The sequence below is a fragment of the Azospirillum sp. A23 genome, from assembly GCF_042938965.1.
Lineage (GTDB): Bacteria > Pseudomonadota > Alphaproteobacteria > Azospirillales > Azospirillaceae > Azospirillum > Azospirillum melinis.
This window is the reverse complement of the sequence record NZ_CP170667.1, coordinates 29,008-44,074: the sequence shown is the minus strand read 5'-3', so window position 1 is coordinate 44,074 and position 15,067 is coordinate 29,008. Positions and strand designations below refer to the sequence as shown.

The window sequence follows — 15,067 nt, the reverse complement described above, 5'->3', positions numbered from 1 at the left end:
GCGCGCGGAGTCAAAAGACTCGAAGGCAGAAAGACCAAGTAATCCGCTGCGGCGATCAGCGCTTCACGCCGCAGGCCTCGTTGATGGCGTCATAGGCCTGCCCGACACCGGCCAGGCTGTAGGTGTCGGTCGTCTTGGTGCCACGGCCGGACACGCCCTTCACCACCATCTGCTTGCCGTTGCGCAGCGCCGAGGTCACGGCGCGGTCGGCGTCGGCATCGCGGGCCCAGGCGGTCTCGCCGTCGGTGAACAGCTTGAAGTCCTTGCCGTCGATGCTGACCTCGGCCTCGCTGCCCTTCTTGAACGGATAGCCGACGATGACGCTGACGACGTCCAGGGCCTTTTCCGCCGGGCGGTGGGTGACCAGCGTGTAGATGTCGCCGCGCTTCGCCTTCGGCTCCGACTTCTTGGGCTGGCTGGAGATGTAGCACACCTTCTGGCCCTTCTCCTCGAACAGGAAGGCGTTCCAGTCCTTGAAGGTGCCGAGATGGCGCGGGTCGGCCGCGGCGGCCGGCGCGGCGGTCACGCCGGCGGCCAGAAAGCCGGCGGCGAGGATGGAAGAGACGACAGAACCGGCAAAGACGGCCCCGGCAAATCGGCGGACGGCGTTGGGAAGCAACATCGGTCTTGCGTCTGCTCGTTGTTGGTCCGTGGGGTGCGGGCGGACACTACCCCAAACGGACTGACCATTCCAAGACTGCCGGGCCGGTGCAGGCTCGTTTCTCACAGGCCGCCCTGCTCGTTGCGTGACATTTTGACACGCATAAGCACAATGGGGGGTCATAAACTTGCCGCTGGCGTAACCGGGGGTTCACGCTACACCTGCGCCCGGCATGAACGCGACGGGGACTGGCATGGCCAAGCTACTGGTGGTGGACGACGATCCGGTCACGCGCAACCTGATCCGCGCGATCCTGGCCCGCGAAGGCCATGACCTGACCCTGTGCGCCAGCGCCCCGGAAGCCATCGGCATCCTTTACGTCCAACAGTTCGACCTCGTCCTCACCGACATCATCATGCCCGACCATGACGGGTTCGAGGTCATCAAGGCCGCACGGACGCTGCGCCCGGAGATGCCGGTCGTCATCCTGTCGGCCATCGACGAGAAGGTGCCGGCCGAACTGACCTCCGCCGCCTTCGCCAAGCTGGGCGTATCGCGGGTGATCTCCAAGCCGGTCAACCCCAGCCTGCTGGCGTCGGAGGTGTTGGCGGCACTTGTCGCCGGTTGAATGAATCACGCAACGGGATTACCTTGCCGGACGCGCACCGCAGACGCGCAACCGCTGGGAATGCCATGCTCCACGACGATGCACGGCCGGAGATGGCCGATCCGGTCGCCAAACCACCGTTCAAGGTTCTGGTCGTCGATTCCGATCCGTCGCTGCTGGCCAAGGCACGGTCGGCGGTGGAGGGGCTGTCGATCGACGGCGCCGGGGTCGACCTGACCGGCGCCACCTCCGCCGCCGAGGCACGCGACGCCCTGCAGCGGCATCCCGACACCGCCCTGATCCTGCTGGAGACCGCGCTGGACGGTGCGAAGGCGGGGCTGGACTTGGTGGCCTATCTGCGGCGCGAACTGGGCAACCAGCGCACCCGCATCCTGGTCTGCACCGACGAGCGGGATGCGGAAACCGGGAGCGCGGACACCGGAAGCGAGGATGAGGCCATCGCCGCCAACGACGTCGGCGATTGGCGGGTCAAGGCGGAACTGACGCCGCGCGCATTGCGCACCGCCGTCGCCGGCCAGCTGCGCACCTTCGCCAGCCTCCAGGCGCTGGCGGCGGGGCGCAAGGGGCTGGCCCGCATGCTGGTGGCAACCACCGGCCTGCTGGAGATGCGCACGCCCGACGTGCTGTTCCCCAACATCCTGCCGCGCGTCGTCGGGCTGCTCGGCATCGGCCACCATGCGCTTCTGTGCATCCAGGGCGACACGCTGCCGCGCGACCGCAAGATCCGCGTGCGCGCCTCCACCGGCCGCTTCGCCAAGTGGAAGGACGTGGAGGTCGCGGAGCTTGGCGAACCGCGGGTGGAGGCGGCGCTGGAGCGGCTGTCGCCCAGCAGCGAGACGATCATCGAGCCGGATTTCTGCGCGCTGCGCCTGCGCGCCAACGGCGGCATCACCGGCATGATCTATGTCGAGGGCCGCAACGACGGCACCGCCCGCGAATGGCAGCTGATGGAGCTGTTCCGCAACAAATGCTCCATCGCCTTCGAGAACGCCCTGCTGATCGAGGAGCTGAACACCTCGCAGAAGGCGACCGTCCTGGCGATGGGTGCGCTGGCCGAATACAAGGACAACGCCGCCACCGGCCATCTTCAGCGCATCGAGAAGCTGGTGGGCTCCATCGCCCGTGAGCTGCATCAGCGCGAGAAGTTCCGGGACGAGCTTGACGCCGACTTCGTCGAGAAGGTCGGGCTGGCGGCCCTGCTGCACGATGTCGGCATGCTGAGCGTGTCGGACGAGACGCTGGGGATGCCGGGCGAGCTGACCGGCATCGACATGCAGATGATCCAGCGCCACACCGAGATCGGCCACCGCATCCTGGCCGAGGCGGCGGTGCCGCTGCGCGGCCGGTCGCTGCTGTCCATCGCGGCGGAGATCGCGCGCTATCACCACGAACGCTACGACGGATCGGGCTATCAGGAGGGTCTGCGCGGCAGCGCCATCCCCATCGGCGCCCGCATCATGGCGGTGGCCGATGTGTTCGACGCGCTGATCACCAGCCGCCAGTACCGCAGCGCCTGGGCGGTGGAGGACGCGATGGCCTGGATCGTCGAACGGTCGGGCCGCGATTTCGACCCCGACGTCGTCGATGCCTTCGTGCATGTCGTCCGCCGCTTTCAGACCGATGACCCCGGCTGGTTCCCGAAGGCGGGGGGCGGCCACGGCATGCTGGGCGGCGCCATCGGCCGCAAGCTGCGCGCCCTGTTCGGCCGCCGGGCGGAGGCGATGTAGCCTTCACTCCCGGAGGGCACGGGGGCGCATGTCGCTTTGGCAGGATTTTGACGTCCACCGGCACTAGCGCCACTCATCCCGGCGCACGAAGCCCGCTATTCTCCCTGGCATATCCCCTGAGCCGGAGACCGTGCCATGCTGGACCTGCGCCCCAACTGCGAATGCTGCGACCGCGACCTGCCGCCCGAGGCGACGGACGCCTATATCTGTTCCTTCGAATGCACCTTCTGCGCCGATTGCCGCGCCCGGCTGCCGGGGGAGCGCTGCCCGAACTGCGGGGGAGAGCTGGTGCGGCGGCCGATCCGCCCGGCGGCGAAGCTGGCGGCCAACCCGCCGTCGGCCACGCGCATCGTGAAGCCGGACGGCTGCGCCTCGCTGTTCTAGCCCTGACGGATGGAAGGCCCGGATCGGCAGTGCTGTCGCTGGCGTTCGCCGCGCAAATCGGCCAGACTGGTGCCATCGCTCCCGGGGATCCGCCCCCGGACGGAGCGCAGGGACCGTCGCAGCATGCTCACGCTCTACAGCTTTCCCACGCCCAACGGACGCAAGGCCTCCATCCTGCTGGAGGAGTTGGGACTGCCCTACACCGTCCACCGTGTCGATCTGGCCGCCGGCGAGAACAAGCGGCCGGACTTCCTGGCGGTCAGCCCGATCACCAAGATTCCGGCGCTGGCGGAGGAGCTTCCGGGCGGCCGGGTGCGGCGCCTGTTCGGTTCCGGCGCCATCCTGCTGCATTTCGCCGAGCGCACCGGCCGGCTGCTGCCCGAGGATGAGGACGAGCGGGCGGAGGCGATGAGCTGGTTCATGCTGGGCATCAGCGACCTCGGCCCCACCGCCATCGACATGCAGCGCTTCGCCGCCCGCTCCCCCGACCGGATCCCCCACGCCATCGACCTGTACAAGGGCGAGCTGATGCGTTGCTATGCGGCGCTGGAGGAGCGTCTGGGCGCGGCAGAGCATCTGGCCGGCGCCTCCTACTCCATCGCCGACATCGCCTGCTTCCCCTTCATCGCCGCCGCGGCGGTGGCGGGCGGCGGACTGCTGGAGCGGTTCCCCAACCTGAAGCGCTGGCACGACACCGTCGCCGCAAGGCCGGCGGTCCAGCGCGGAATGTCGGTTCCCGATTTGGCCGCTTCCGGCTGAGCGGACGATCCTCGACCCTCAGCCTTCCTCGCCCGGTTTTCCCCGAACGCCATCCGGCCGTTCCAACCAGACGTTAGAGACATGCCGATCAACAACCGCATCGCCGCCTTCCAGGACGACATGACCGTGTGGCGGCGCGACATCCACGCCCACCCGGAACTGGGGTTCGAAGAAAAGCGCACCTCCGACATCGTCGCCACGAAGCTGGCGGAGTTCGGCATCGCGGTGCATCGCGGCCTGGGCGGGACCGGCGTGGTCGGCACGCTGACGGGGCTGGGCACCGGCAGCGGCCGCACCATCGGGCTGCGCGCCGACATGGATGCGCTGCCGATGCCGGAGGCCAACGACTTCGACCATGCCTCGCGCCATGCCGGCAGGATGCACGCCTGCGGCCATGACGGTCACACCGCCATGCTGCTGGGTGCCGCCCGCTATCTGGCGGAGACCCGCAACTTCGACGGCACCGTCCACTTCATCTTCCAGCCGGCCGAGGAAGGGCTGGGCGGTGCCAGGCGGATGATCGAGGACGGACTGTTCCAGCAGTTCGACTGCGAGCAGGTCTATGGCCTGCACAATTGGCCGGAGCTTCCGGCCGGCCGGATCGCCGTGCATCCCGGCCCGGTGATGGCCGCGGCCAACCAGTTCGAAATCCATGTGACCGGCCACGGCGCCCACGCCGCCATGCCCCATCGCGGCATCGATCCGGTCCTGGTGTCGGCCCACATCGTCACCGCGGCGCAGAGCCTGGTCAGCCGCGGCACCAACCCGGCCGAGAGTGCCGTCGTGTCGATCACGGTGGTGGAGGCCGGGACCGCGGCCAACGTCATCCCCGACAGCGCGCGGATGCGCGGCACCATGCGCACCTTCTCCGAAGAGAACCACAGCCGCATCCAGGAGCAGTTCGGCCGCCTCGTCACCAGCATCGCCGAAGGTCTGGGTGCCAAGGCGGAGTTGCGCTTCCGCCCCGGCTATCCCGCCACGGTCAACAGCGAGCCGGAGGCGCGCATCGCCGCCACCGCCGCCGCCAAGGTGGTGGGCGAGGAGAATGTGGTCTGGGCGCCGGACCCGACCATGGCGGCGGAGGATTTCGGCTATATGCTGAAGGAGCGGCCGGGCGCCTATATCTGGCTTGGTCATGGCGGACATCTTGGATCCTCCTGCCGTCTGCACAATCCACACTACGACTTCAACGACGCGATCCTGACCACCGGCGCCAGCTATTGGGCGTCGCTGGTCGAGACGATCCTGCCGCGGAGCGCCTGACCGTCCCATGAAGCTGCCGTCCCGTCCCCGCCTGATCCCGCATCCAATCCCACATCTGATCCCGCTGCTGTTCGCCCCTGCCCTTCTGCTGGCCTCCTGCCAGGGCGGCAACGACCGCGCCGACGGCAACCTGCTGCCGGCGCAGGCGGAGGCCGGCACCGTCTGGCAGGGCGACCACAGCAGCGCCGCCGAGCGCGCCTATGTCGTCGCCCGCGACAGCGGCGAATGGTCGTCACTGTGGGCACGGGTCGGTGAGCCGGCCCCGTCCTCCCTGCCCGGCGGGCGGATGGCGGTGGCGGTGTTCCTGGGGCCGCGCGACAGCGCCGGCTACGGCGTCGCCATCGACAGCGTGCAGCAGAAGGGCGCCGACCTGATCGTCGGCTATCACGAGATGGTGCCCGGCCCCGCGCAGGCGGTGGCGCAGATGCGCACCAGCCCCTACGCCATCCGCCTGCTGCCCGGCACGGCGGGGACGCCGAAATTCGTTCGGGGGAAGTAAAAGACGGAAGGTGGCGTCAGACCGCCACCCTCACCGCGGCATCTGCCACGGCAGTTCCCCACCGACCAGCTTGCCGGCATCCGCCGACGGCAGCGGGCGGGCGAAGTGGTAGCCCTGGCCATAGTCGCAGGCCAGCGCCCGCAGCAGGTTGGCGTCGGCGCTGGTCTCGATGCCTTCGGCGATGACGTCGAAGCCCAGCAGGCGCGCCAGATCCATGATGATGCGGACGATGGCGCGGTTTTCCTCCGACTGGTGCATGGCGGAGACGAAGGAGCGGTCGACCTTCAGGCTGTCGATGGGCAGCTTGTGCAGGTAGGACAGCGACGAATAGCCGGTGCCGAAATCGTCGATCGACAGCTTGATGCCCAGCGCCCGCAGATCGCGCAGCAGGCGGATCGACTGTTCCGCCTTGTCCATCACGGCACTTTCCGTCAGCTCCAGCTTGATCCAGGACGGCTCCACCCCGGTTTCGCGCAGAACCTCGCGCACGACCTGGACGAAGTTGGGGTCGGACAGTTGGTGGGTGGACAGGTTGACGCTCATGAACAGCGGGGCGGAGCCCGGTTCGCGGCGGTCCTGCCACTCCGCGATCTGCAGACAGGCCTGCCGCAGCACCCAGGTGCCGAGCGACACGACCAGACCGGTGCTTTCGGCGATGGGAATGAAGATGCCGGGCGGGATGTTGCCGCGTTCCGGGTGGTTCCAGCGCATCAGCGCCTCGAACCCCGCCAGCCCGCCGGTCACCATCTCCACGATCGGCTGATAGGCGACCCACAGGTCGCTGCCGCTGTCCAACGCGCTGCGCAGGTCGTGCTCCAGCCGCACCTGCTCGACCACATGGGAATGCATCGCCGGGTCGAACCAGGCCTGCCGCCCGCCGCCCTGTTCACGGGCGCGGGCGGTGGCGATCTCGGCATCGCGCAGCACGTCGTCGGGACGTTCGTGGGTCGGCGACGCGACGGCGACGCCGATGCTGGCGGACAGGAACACCGTGCCGCCCGAACTGGAACGGGCGGAGCGCACCACCGACGCCAGCTCTTCGATGGCGCCTTCCAGCACCGGCCGGTCGCAGGCGCCGCCGGCCAGCATGGCGAAGGCATGGTCGCTGACGCGGGCGATCAGGTCGAAGGCGGCGGCCTGCGCCGCCATCCGCTGGGCCAGACCGTCCAGCACCTCGTTGGCGAAGCCCTGGCCCATGCTGCTGCGGATTTCCGCGAAGCGGTCGATGTCCAGGATGACGAGGGTGAAGGGCTCCCCCATGTTGCGATAGTCCGCCATGTGCTTCAGCAGCATCAGGCGGTTGGCCAGCCCGGTCACCGGGTCGTAATAGGCGAGGCGGAACAGGTCGTCCTGCACCTGCCGGCGTTCGGTCATGTCCTGCAGGATGACGAAGTAGCCGGTGACGGCGCCGTCTTCCGCCCGGTGCGGCGCATGAAGCCGCGTGACGTAACGCTGCTGGCCGTCGGCCTGGGTGATCCAGCCTTCCGTCTGCACCGTCTCGCCCGCCAGCGCGCGTTTGGCCGCCCCGACGGTGTTGCGCAGCTGGTCCTGCCCCAGCAGGTCGCCGATGGTGGTGCCGACCGCCTTCTCCAGAGTTGTCCCCATCATCTCCAGATAGGCGCGGTTGGCGTAGATGTGCCGCCTCTGCGGGTCCATCAACGCCACCTTCACCGTCATGGCGTCGAGAATCTGACGCAGGGCGTCGAGCCCCGGCGCGCCGGATGTGGCACCCGATAAAGCGTCGGCCAGCGCGGTGATTCGGGGATCAGGACTCATGGCGAGGATAGAGTGGGGTACTCATCAGGAAATCGATACCCAACACTTACGCGAAGTGTCACCCGCCCGTCAAAACCAAAGCTGCCTTAGTGCAACAGAGCTTGAACGTTTCTATAGCCCATCCATCGGAGACACGGCTGCATATCCATGGGCATATCATAGTATTCATTCAAGCGCGGGTTGCACCATCGCCAAACGCACAATCCTGATTTTCTGTTCCTCACTGTGCGAATAGAGGAATGGATCTCGTTCTTTATAGGGGTGTCTGCGGCCTGCGATTGCATCCCAAGTCGAATGTTCGGCGGACGACCAGTCTTGTGCGGTGCAGGAACGCGGCAAAGGCATGGCTGTGCCTTGTAATGGAAAGGGATCGACGGACAGGCACGGATTTATACTGCCAAGACAAGTGGGGACAACGACGTCGAGGATGTCGCCCAGCCCGGCACCTCCCCGACTGTGAACCTCTACACAAAGGGCCCGGATGAAGGGCAATGATCACCATTTTGGGCAGGAACCACGCCATGGCTCTCAAGGATTTCCTGGTCGTCGTCGACGATACGCCCGCGTCCGCAGCGCGTCTCGACCTCGCAGCACGGCTCGCGGCACGGTGCGATGCGCATCTGACCGCGCTCTATGCCTTCACCGACACGGTACTCCCCGGCTACATCGAAGCCGAAATCCCTCAGGAATTGCGTGAAAGCCGCCGCCAGACCCGCAAGGACCAGACGGACCGGATGCAGGCGGCCTTCGACGACATCATGCGCCTGCACGGCATGACCGACCGATCCGAATGGCTGGCGCAGGAAGCCGATCCGACCATCGCCGCCGCGGTGCGTGGCCGCTATGCCGATCTGGTCGTGGTCGGCCAGCCCGATCCGGACCGCGACCGCGACCAACTGGTTGCCCAGCCGGCGGACCTTCTGTTCGAATGCGGCCGGCCGCTCCTGGTCGTGCCCTATGCCGGCCGTTTCTCCAGCATCGGCGAGCGGGTTCTGGTCGGTTGGAACGGCAGCCGCGAGGCGGCTCGCGCAATCGGCGACGCCATGTCCCTGCTGACCGCCGCCAAGCGCGTCGTGGTGATGGCGGCCAATCCGAAGCCCGGCCCGAACGGCCTGGGCGACGAGCCCTGCGCCGACATCGCCCGCCATTTGTCCCGCCACGGCTGCCGCGTGGAGGCCACCCATGTCGCCACCGACGTGGTGGAGCCCGGCGACACCCTGCTGAACATGGCCGCCGACGAAAGCTGCGACCTGCTGGTGATGGGCGCCTACGGCCGTTCACGCTTCCGCGAACTGGTGCTGGGCGGCATGACCCGCTTCATGTTGCAGCACATGACTGTTCCGGTGCTGATGAGCCATTGAGGGGGCGCAGTCAGGAGGCGGGTGGAGGCATCGCCGACGGACAGGTACCCGTCCGGTTCCCCGTCCGTGGGGTTAAGCGACCGCCCACCTCTCCCGAGTCCCTCCGCAACCGTCGCGAGTCGCCGTTGGGAGCCCGTGGGGAAAAGCGACCGCGCCTCTTTCGCGCCTCTTTGTCCACCCTGGCACCCTTGGGGAAAAGCGGCGGATTCGTGGGGAAAAGCGGCGCGACTCGGGGTTTCCCCATGGGGACAAGCGGCGACTCAACTAATAAGTCTAACAACTAACCATCGACTAGCACGGTCGCCTAACCCCACATTGACTCCATCGGCCACCGCTCACCAGGATGCCACAACATCTGGGTGAGGGCGCGATGGGCGACATACACAGGCTCGTGATCGAGCATGGCCGGGACAAGGCGCGCGCCCTGGTCCGGCCCGAAGAGCGGACGCTGGTGGACATCGCCGCCGACATCCTGGCGGACGAGAACCAGCATCTCGGCATCACCTACAGCGGTTTCTGCCTGACCAGCCTGCCGCACAAGAAGCTGGCCGACGACATGCCCTGGGAAAAGCGCGGCCATCAGGTGACGCTGCTGGTCGAACCGGGCCGGCTGAAGGTGAACGGCAAGATGAAGCTGTTCGGCGTGCCCTATGGCGCGCGGGCGCGGATGATCCTGATCTATCTGCAAACCCAGGCTGTGCGCACCGGCCGCCGTGAAGTCGAACTCGGCCGCTCCATGCGCGACTGGCTGACCCGGATGGGCATCAGCGTCGGCGGTGAGACCTTCCGCGGCTTCCGCGAACAGTCGCTGCGCATCTCCGCTTGCTCGCTGAAATTCTTCTGGGACGGCGAGGATGCCGACGTCTTCGAAAAGGGCGGCATCGTCAAGCGCGGCCTGATCTTCCACGACGCTCTCGGCGACGACCGCCAGGGCACGCTGTGGAACGACGTGGTCCAGTTGGACGAGACCTTCTTCCAGGCCCTGCGCGATCATCCGGTTCCCCTGCTGGAGGAAGCGGTGCGGCAGTTGAAGGACCGCTCTCTGAGCCTCGACCTCTATGTCTGGCTCGCCTACAGGCTGCATTCGCTGAGCCGGCCGCAGCCGATCTCCTGGCCCTCGCTCTATGCGCAGTTCGGTGCCGGCTATGACCAGATGAAGCATTTCAAGCCGCGCTTCGTCCAGGCCCTGCAATATGCGCTGGCCGCCTATCCCGACGCGAAGGTCGAACCGGCCGACGACGGCGTCGTCCTCCATCCCAGCCGCCCGCCCATCGCCCGCCTGCTGGCGTAGAAGCGTGGGGTTAAGCGACCGGCACTGAAATTCCCCACCGAACTCTCCCTGGCCGAACTCCCCGCGGTCGCTTTCCCCCACACCCCGGCAAGCCCGCCCGCCATTGACCCACGTCATTGGGGGGACCCTCCCCTCCCCCTAAGATCGCCGCCAGTTCCCGAACCGGAGAGGCTTTGCCTTGGACGCCCTGTCGCTGCTGGATGCCGGACTGAACCAGTGCGCCGTGGTCATCGACCGCGACGGCGGGCTGTTGCTGGCCCTGCTGACCGCCGGACTGGTCGGCGGCACCACCCATTGCGCCGGCATGTGCGGCCCCTTCGTGCTGGCCCAGGTGTCGGCGCGGCTGGAGCGGGTGCCGCTGTCGGCAATGTCGGAGTTCCGGCGACTGACCGGGGCGGCGGTGCTGCCCTATCACGCCGGCCGGGCGACGACCTATGCGCTGGTCGGCGCGCTGTCGGCCTCGGTCGCCGGCCATGTCGGGGCGCTGCCGGGACTGCGCTGGCTGTCGGTGGCGCTGCTGGCGCTGGCGGCGCTGTTCTTCTTCGGCTATGCCGCGCGCGGCGTCCTGTCCTGGCTGCCCCTGTTCTTGATGCCCAAGGCTCCTTCACTGGGAAGCACCGGAGTGCAGCGCTGGTGGAGCGAGCGGGTGTCCGGCCTCGCCCGGCCGCTGTTCGGCAACCCGACGGGCTGGCGCGGCTATGGGCTGGGGGTGGCGCTGGGCTTCATTCCCTGCGGGATGCTCTATGGCGCCATCGCGGTGGCGGCGGCGAGCGGCAGTGCGCTGACCGGCGCACTCGGCATGGCGGCCTTCGCACTCGGCACGGTGCCGAGCCTGCTGGCGGTCGGGCTGGCCGGCCATATCGCCGGCCGCACCTGGCGCACCGCGGTCGCCCGTGTCGCCCCGGCGATCATGCTGGTGAACGCCGGGGTGCTGGGTTGGATGGCCTGGAAGCTGGTTGCGTAAACCAGCCCCTCAGCCTGTTTCAGTGGATACCGCCACCCTTCAGCGCGTCGCCCAGCGGAACCTGCCCGCTGCCGGGTTTCAGCGGCTGCTGCTGGCTCTCGTGCGGCGACCAGCCGGCGAGATAGAGCACTTCGAAGGTCACCGGGATCCGCCCGTCCGGCTCGGCATAAAGCTCGGCATAGCGTCGGGCCGCGTCGAACAGCATGGAGCGGGTTGCCGGAACCTTGCGGCGCGCCAGAACGGCATTGGTCTCGCCCATGCCGCGCAGTTCGCGCATCAGGGCGAAGGCGTCGGAATAGGTGACGGTGATCACGTCGCTGTCGACCACCGGCAGGGCGAAGCCGGCACGTTGCAGCAACCCGCCGGCATCCTTGATCTCGGCGAAGGGCGACACGCGGGGGGAGACGCCGCCCGACACCTCCATCTCCGCCTCGTACAGGCAGCGGCGCAGTTCGGCCAGGGTCTGGCCGCCCAGCATGGAGGCGCAGAAGAAGCCGTCGGGCTTCAGCGCCTGCCGGATCTGCACCAGGGCGCCCGGCAGGTCGTTGACCCAGTGCAGGCTGAGATTGCTGACGGCCAGATCGAAGCTGCCGGCGGCGAAGGGCAGGAACTCCTCGTCGGCGGCGATGGCGGCAACGGTGGGGTTGCCGGGAGCGAGGGCAGCGCGGGCGAAATCCGGCGACAGGTCGCAGGCGACCAGTTGCTCGATTCCCTTGCGGCCTTTCAGAATCCGGCCCATGGCCCCATCGTGGCAGCCGACGTCGAGCGCCAGCGGGAAGGGACGGATCACGTCCTCCAGCCGGTCGGCAAGGCGGTCGGCGATCTCCTCGAACAGGAAGGCGTGGTCGGTGAATTCGGCGACGGCGCGGTCACGGCGGCGGCGGACGAGCGCACGGTCGAAAACGGTCATGCTGTCGGGGCTTGTCATGGCCGCACTATACCCCAGGCCGGCGGCACGACAACCGTGCTACACTCGCAGCCCAGCCACCTTCTCCACAGCACCGCTCCCGCATGGGAGGAAAACCGGACAGGCATCGGAATGGGCATCGACGAGGCCATTGCCGTCAGTCACGAAGCGCTGATGGTCATCCTGAAAATCTCGCTGCCGACGCTGGGCATCACGGCATTGCTGTCGGCCGGGCTGATGCTGTTCCAGAGCGCCACCAACATCAACGAGTCGTCGTTGCAGCAGGACATGAAGTTCTTCGCCACCCTGCTGATCCTGTTCGTCACCGGCCCGGCGATCTATCTGGCGCTGCGCGACTATACGGCGGTGATCTTCGAGCGCATCGCCATGCTGCAGTGACGGACCGGGCCGATGCAGGCGCCAGCGCCGCTTTCCGGACTTGGCCGCATCGCCAGCGGTGCGGCGGCCCTGCTGCTGGACGCGCTGCTGCCGCCGCGCTGTCTCAGCTGCGGCGAGGCGGTGGACCGGCAGGGCGGCCTGTGTGCGGCCTGCTGGGTCAAGCTGACCTTCATCGCCCCGCCGCTGTGCGCCTGCTGCGGCCTTCCCTTCGAGTATGAGGCGCAGGAGGGCGCGCTGTGCGGCGCCTGTCTGGCGGCCCCGCCGCCTTTCGCCCGCGCCCGCGCCGTGCTGGCCTATGATGACGGCAGCCGGCCGCTGGTCCTCGGCTTCAAGCATGGCGACCGCATCCATGCCGCCAAATCCTATGGCGTCTGGCTGGCGCGGGCCGGTAAGGAGCTGCTGGCGGATGCCGACCGGCTGCTGCCGGTGCCCTTGCACCGCGGCCGCCTGTTCCGCCGCCGCTACAACCAGGCGGCCCTGCTGGCACAGGCGCTGTCGCGGCACAGCGGCGTTCCCGCCACGCCCGACCTGCTGCAACGCCACCGCTCCACCCCGACCCAGGGCGGGCTGGATCGCCAGGGGCGCCACCGCAACGTCAAGGGCGCCTTCCGCCTGCGGCCGGGACAATCGGCAAAGGAACAGGTAACGGGACAGCGGCTGGTGCTGATCGACGACGTGATGACCACCGGGGCGACGCTGGCGGAATGCACGCGGGTCCTGCTGCGCGCCGGGGCGGCCCGGGTCGACGTGCTGACCCTGGCGCGTGTGGTGCACCGCTGACGCTTGAAAAGGGTCGCGGCCGGCGACGCTGACCGGCGTCGCACGCGGGCTGCAACGTCTGGCGCCCCTCGTGGGTTGACCTTATAGTTTCTCCACGTCCAAAAGGAGCCCAGTGGCATGGCCGACGTCGTCATCTACACCACGCCCTTCTGTCCCTACTGCATGCGGGCCAAGAGCCTGCTCGATGGCAAGGGCGTGACATACGAGGAAATCGACCTCTACGCCCAGCCGGGCCGCCGCAGCGAGATGATCGAGCGGTCAGAAGGCCGGACCACCGTCCCGCAGGTCTTCATCGATGGGAAGCCGTATGGCGGCAGCGACGACATCCACGCGCTGGACCGCGCCGGCAAGCTCGACCCGCTGCTCGGCATCGCCGCGTGAGCGGGGGCGCCGCTGGCACTGGCGTGCTGAAGGCCGCCTGCGTCCAGGTGAATGCGGGCACGGAGCTTGAGCCGAACCTGCGGGCGGCGGGCGATCTCGTCCGCCGTGCCCGCGACGCCGGGGCGGACTTCATCGCTCTGCCGGAGAATGTCGGCTGGATCGTCCAGGGCCGCGACAAGACCATGCAGCGCGTCCGCAGCGAGACGGAGCATCCCGGCATTCCCTTCTTCGCCGATCTGGCGCGGGAAACAGGGGCCTGGATCCTGGGTGGCACCCTGCATGTCCTGCTGGAGGACGGACGCGCCGCCAACCGCAGCCATCTGTTCGACGCCGGGGGGCGGATCGTCGCCTTCTACGACAAGATCCACATGTTCGACGTCACGCTGAAGGACGGCGAATCCTACCGCGAGTCGGCCACCTTCCGGCCGGGCGAGCGGGCGGTTGTCGCCTCCAGCCCTTGGGGCGGCATTGGCATGACCGTCTGCTACGATGTGCGCTTCGCCTATCTCTACCGGGCGCTGGCCAAGGCGGGGGCGTCGATCCTGACGGTGCCGGCTGCCTTCACCGTGCCGACCGGCCGCGCCCACTGGCACACACTGCTGCGCACCCGCGCCATCGAGACCGGCTGCTTCGTCGTTGCCCCGGCCCAGACCGGCAGCCACGACCAGGGCCGCCAGACCTATGGCCATTCCCTGCTGATCGCGCCGTGGGGCGAGGTGCTGGCCGATGCCGGCACCGATGTCGGCTTCATCACCGCCGACCTCGACCTCGACCGCATCGCGGAAGCCCGCAGCATGGTGCCGTCGCTGACCCACGACCGCGCCTTCGAGGTGGAGCGGATCGGGTTCTGACCCGTCCGCTTCTCCTCAACGCCCGTCCTGTGTCAGCCGCAGCCACGCCATCGCTGCGGTCAGCGCGATGCCGAAGGCGCCGTCAGGCCGCACCGGCAGGTCGAGGTCATGGACCAGACTGTCCAGCCGCAGATCGACCGCCTGCTTCGACAGGCTGCGGATCTTGCGGTCGTAATAGAGGCTCGACACCTCCGTCCGCTCCTCCGGCAGTGGGCGGCCGGTCAGGCGTTCCGCCATGGCGACGGAGAAATCCAGGTAATAGCCGACCAGCGGCCGGCCGCCGATGAAGGCGTGCAGCAGGTCGCCGGCCTCGGCCATCCCGGTATCGCTGCCGGGATGGAGCAGCAGGGCGCTGCCGGTCAGGATGCGGGAACCGCGGATGCGGATGGCGGCGAAGGTCAGCGGCCTCGCCGACTCAGGATCGAAGCTGGTCGCCTCGCAATGGACCGCCACGTGCTCCCGGCGGTCGGCGTCGGTGTGATCGGAGTGCGTCATG

At 68.2% G+C, this 15,067-nt stretch carries 17 protein-coding genes; 13 read left to right on the top strand and 4 right to left on the bottom strand.

The window, feature by feature from the left end:
- Positions 1 to 55: 55 nt before the first annotated feature.
- Positions 56 to 622 carry an invasion associated locus B family protein gene (locus ABNQ40_RS17530; protein WP_109051843.1) on the bottom strand — a complete coding sequence of 189 codons (567 nt, stop codon included), beginning with the start codon at positions 620 to 622 and terminating at the stop codon, positions 56 to 58.
- Positions 623 to 854: 232 nt separating this feature from the next.
- On the opposite strand from ABNQ40_RS17530, the gene ABNQ40_RS17525 reads away from it, so the two are divergent.
- From ABNQ40_RS17525 to ABNQ40_RS17500, 6 genes are all read left to right on the top strand, one after another.
- A complete protein-coding gene (locus ABNQ40_RS17525) occupies positions 855 to 1,229 on the top strand; it encodes a response regulator (RefSeq protein ID WP_109051842.1) in 375 nt (124 codons plus the stop codon).
- A gap of 65 nt (positions 1,230 to 1,294) precedes the next feature.
- A complete protein-coding gene (locus ABNQ40_RS17520) occupies positions 1,295 to 2,956 on the top strand; it encodes an HD domain-containing phosphohydrolase (RefSeq protein ID WP_109051841.1) in 1,662 nt (553 codons plus the stop codon).
- A 135-nt stretch (positions 2,957 to 3,091) separates the two neighbouring features.
- Positions 3,092 to 3,340 (top strand): DUF1272 domain-containing protein, encoded by a 249-nt coding sequence (locus ABNQ40_RS17515; RefSeq protein ID WP_109051840.1) that lies wholly within the window; start codon positions 3,092 to 3,094, stop codon positions 3,338 to 3,340.
- Positions 3,341 to 3,463: 123 nt separating this feature from the next.
- Positions 3,464 to 4,099 (top strand): glutathione S-transferase family protein, encoded by a 636-nt coding sequence (locus tag ABNQ40_RS17510; RefSeq protein WP_098738827.1) that lies wholly within the window; start codon positions 3,464 to 3,466, stop codon positions 4,097 to 4,099.
- A gap of 81 nt (positions 4,100 to 4,180) precedes the next feature.
- A complete protein-coding gene (locus ABNQ40_RS17505) occupies positions 4,181 to 5,362 on the top strand; it encodes a M20 aminoacylase family protein (RefSeq protein ID WP_109051839.1) in 1,182 nt (393 codons plus the stop codon).
- A 7-nt stretch (positions 5,363 to 5,369) separates the two neighbouring features.
- Positions 5,370 to 5,861, top strand: a complete 492-nt coding sequence (locus ABNQ40_RS17500; RefSeq protein WP_109051838.1) for a protease complex subunit PrcB family protein — start codon at positions 5,370 to 5,372, stop codon at positions 5,859 to 5,861.
- A 30-nt stretch (positions 5,862 to 5,891) separates the two neighbouring features.
- On the opposite strand, the gene ABNQ40_RS17495 is transcribed toward ABNQ40_RS17500, so the two are convergent.
- Positions 5,892 to 7,637: a bifunctional diguanylate cyclase/phosphodiesterase gene (locus ABNQ40_RS17495; RefSeq protein ID WP_109051837.1), complete on the bottom strand. Its 1,746-nt coding sequence runs from the start codon at positions 7,635 to 7,637 to the stop codon at positions 5,892 to 5,894.
- A gap of 521 nt (positions 7,638 to 8,158) precedes the next feature.
- Here ABNQ40_RS17495 and ABNQ40_RS17490 point away from each other — a divergent pair.
- The 3 genes from ABNQ40_RS17490 (at position 8,159) to ABNQ40_RS17480 (ending at position 11,253) form a co-directional block, all read left to right on the top strand.
- On the top strand, positions 8,159 to 8,998 hold the full coding sequence (locus tag ABNQ40_RS17490; protein ID WP_109491180.1) for a universal stress protein: 840 nt from the start codon (positions 8,159 to 8,161) through the stop codon (positions 8,996 to 8,998).
- Positions 8,999 to 9,368: 370 nt separating this feature from the next.
- The gene (locus tag ABNQ40_RS17485; protein WP_109051836.1) at positions 9,369 to 10,289 is read left to right on the top strand and encodes a replication protein RepA; all 921 of its coding nucleotides are present in this window, start codon (positions 9,369 to 9,371) and stop codon (positions 10,287 to 10,289) included.
- Positions 10,290 to 10,467: 178 nt separating this feature from the next.
- Complete coding sequence (locus ABNQ40_RS17480; RefSeq protein ID WP_109051835.1) at positions 10,468 to 11,253, top strand: sulfite exporter TauE/SafE family protein; 786 nt, start codon at positions 10,468 to 10,470, stop codon at positions 11,251 to 11,253.
- Between the two features lie 19 nt (positions 11,254 to 11,272).
- Here ABNQ40_RS17480 and ABNQ40_RS17475 read toward each other — a convergent pair whose 3' ends face one another.
- Complete coding sequence (locus ABNQ40_RS17475) at positions 11,273 to 12,181, bottom strand: methyltransferase domain-containing protein (protein ID WP_109051834.1); 909 nt, start codon at positions 12,179 to 12,181, stop codon at positions 11,273 to 11,275.
- Between the two features lie 111 nt (positions 12,182 to 12,292).
- Here ABNQ40_RS17475 and ABNQ40_RS17470 point away from each other — a divergent pair, with 111 nt between their 5' ends.
- The 4 genes from ABNQ40_RS17470 to ABNQ40_RS17455 all read left to right on the top strand — a co-directional run bounded on the left by ABNQ40_RS17470 (position 12,293) and on the right by ABNQ40_RS17455 (position 14,571).
- Positions 12,293 to 12,559 carry a flagellar biosynthetic protein FliQ gene (locus tag ABNQ40_RS17470; RefSeq protein ID WP_109051833.1) on the top strand — a complete coding sequence of 89 codons (267 nt, stop codon included), beginning with the start codon at positions 12,293 to 12,295 and terminating at the stop codon, positions 12,557 to 12,559.
- Positions 12,560 to 12,571: 12 nt separating this feature from the next.
- On the top strand, positions 12,572 to 13,339 hold the full coding sequence (locus tag ABNQ40_RS17465; protein ID WP_109051832.1) for a ComF family protein: 768 nt from the start codon (positions 12,572 to 12,574) through the stop codon (positions 13,337 to 13,339).
- A 117-nt stretch (positions 13,340 to 13,456) separates the two neighbouring features.
- Positions 13,457 to 13,720, top strand: a complete 264-nt coding sequence (gene grxC / locus ABNQ40_RS17460; RefSeq protein WP_098738817.1) for a glutaredoxin 3 — start codon at positions 13,457 to 13,459, stop codon at positions 13,718 to 13,720.
- Complete coding sequence (locus tag ABNQ40_RS17455) at positions 13,717 to 14,571, top strand: carbon-nitrogen hydrolase family protein (protein WP_109051831.1); 855 nt, start codon at positions 13,717 to 13,719, stop codon at positions 14,569 to 14,571. Before grxC ends, ABNQ40_RS17455 begins: the two co-directional genes overlap by 4 nt.
- A 15-nt stretch (positions 14,572 to 14,586) precedes the next feature.
- Here the strand turns inward: ABNQ40_RS17455 and ABNQ40_RS17450 are convergent, their stop codons facing one another.
- A complete protein-coding gene (locus tag ABNQ40_RS17450) occupies positions 14,587 to 15,066 on the bottom strand; it encodes a DNA polymerase III (protein ID WP_109051830.1) in 480 nt (159 codons plus the stop codon).
- Position 15,067: the final 1 nt, after the last annotated feature.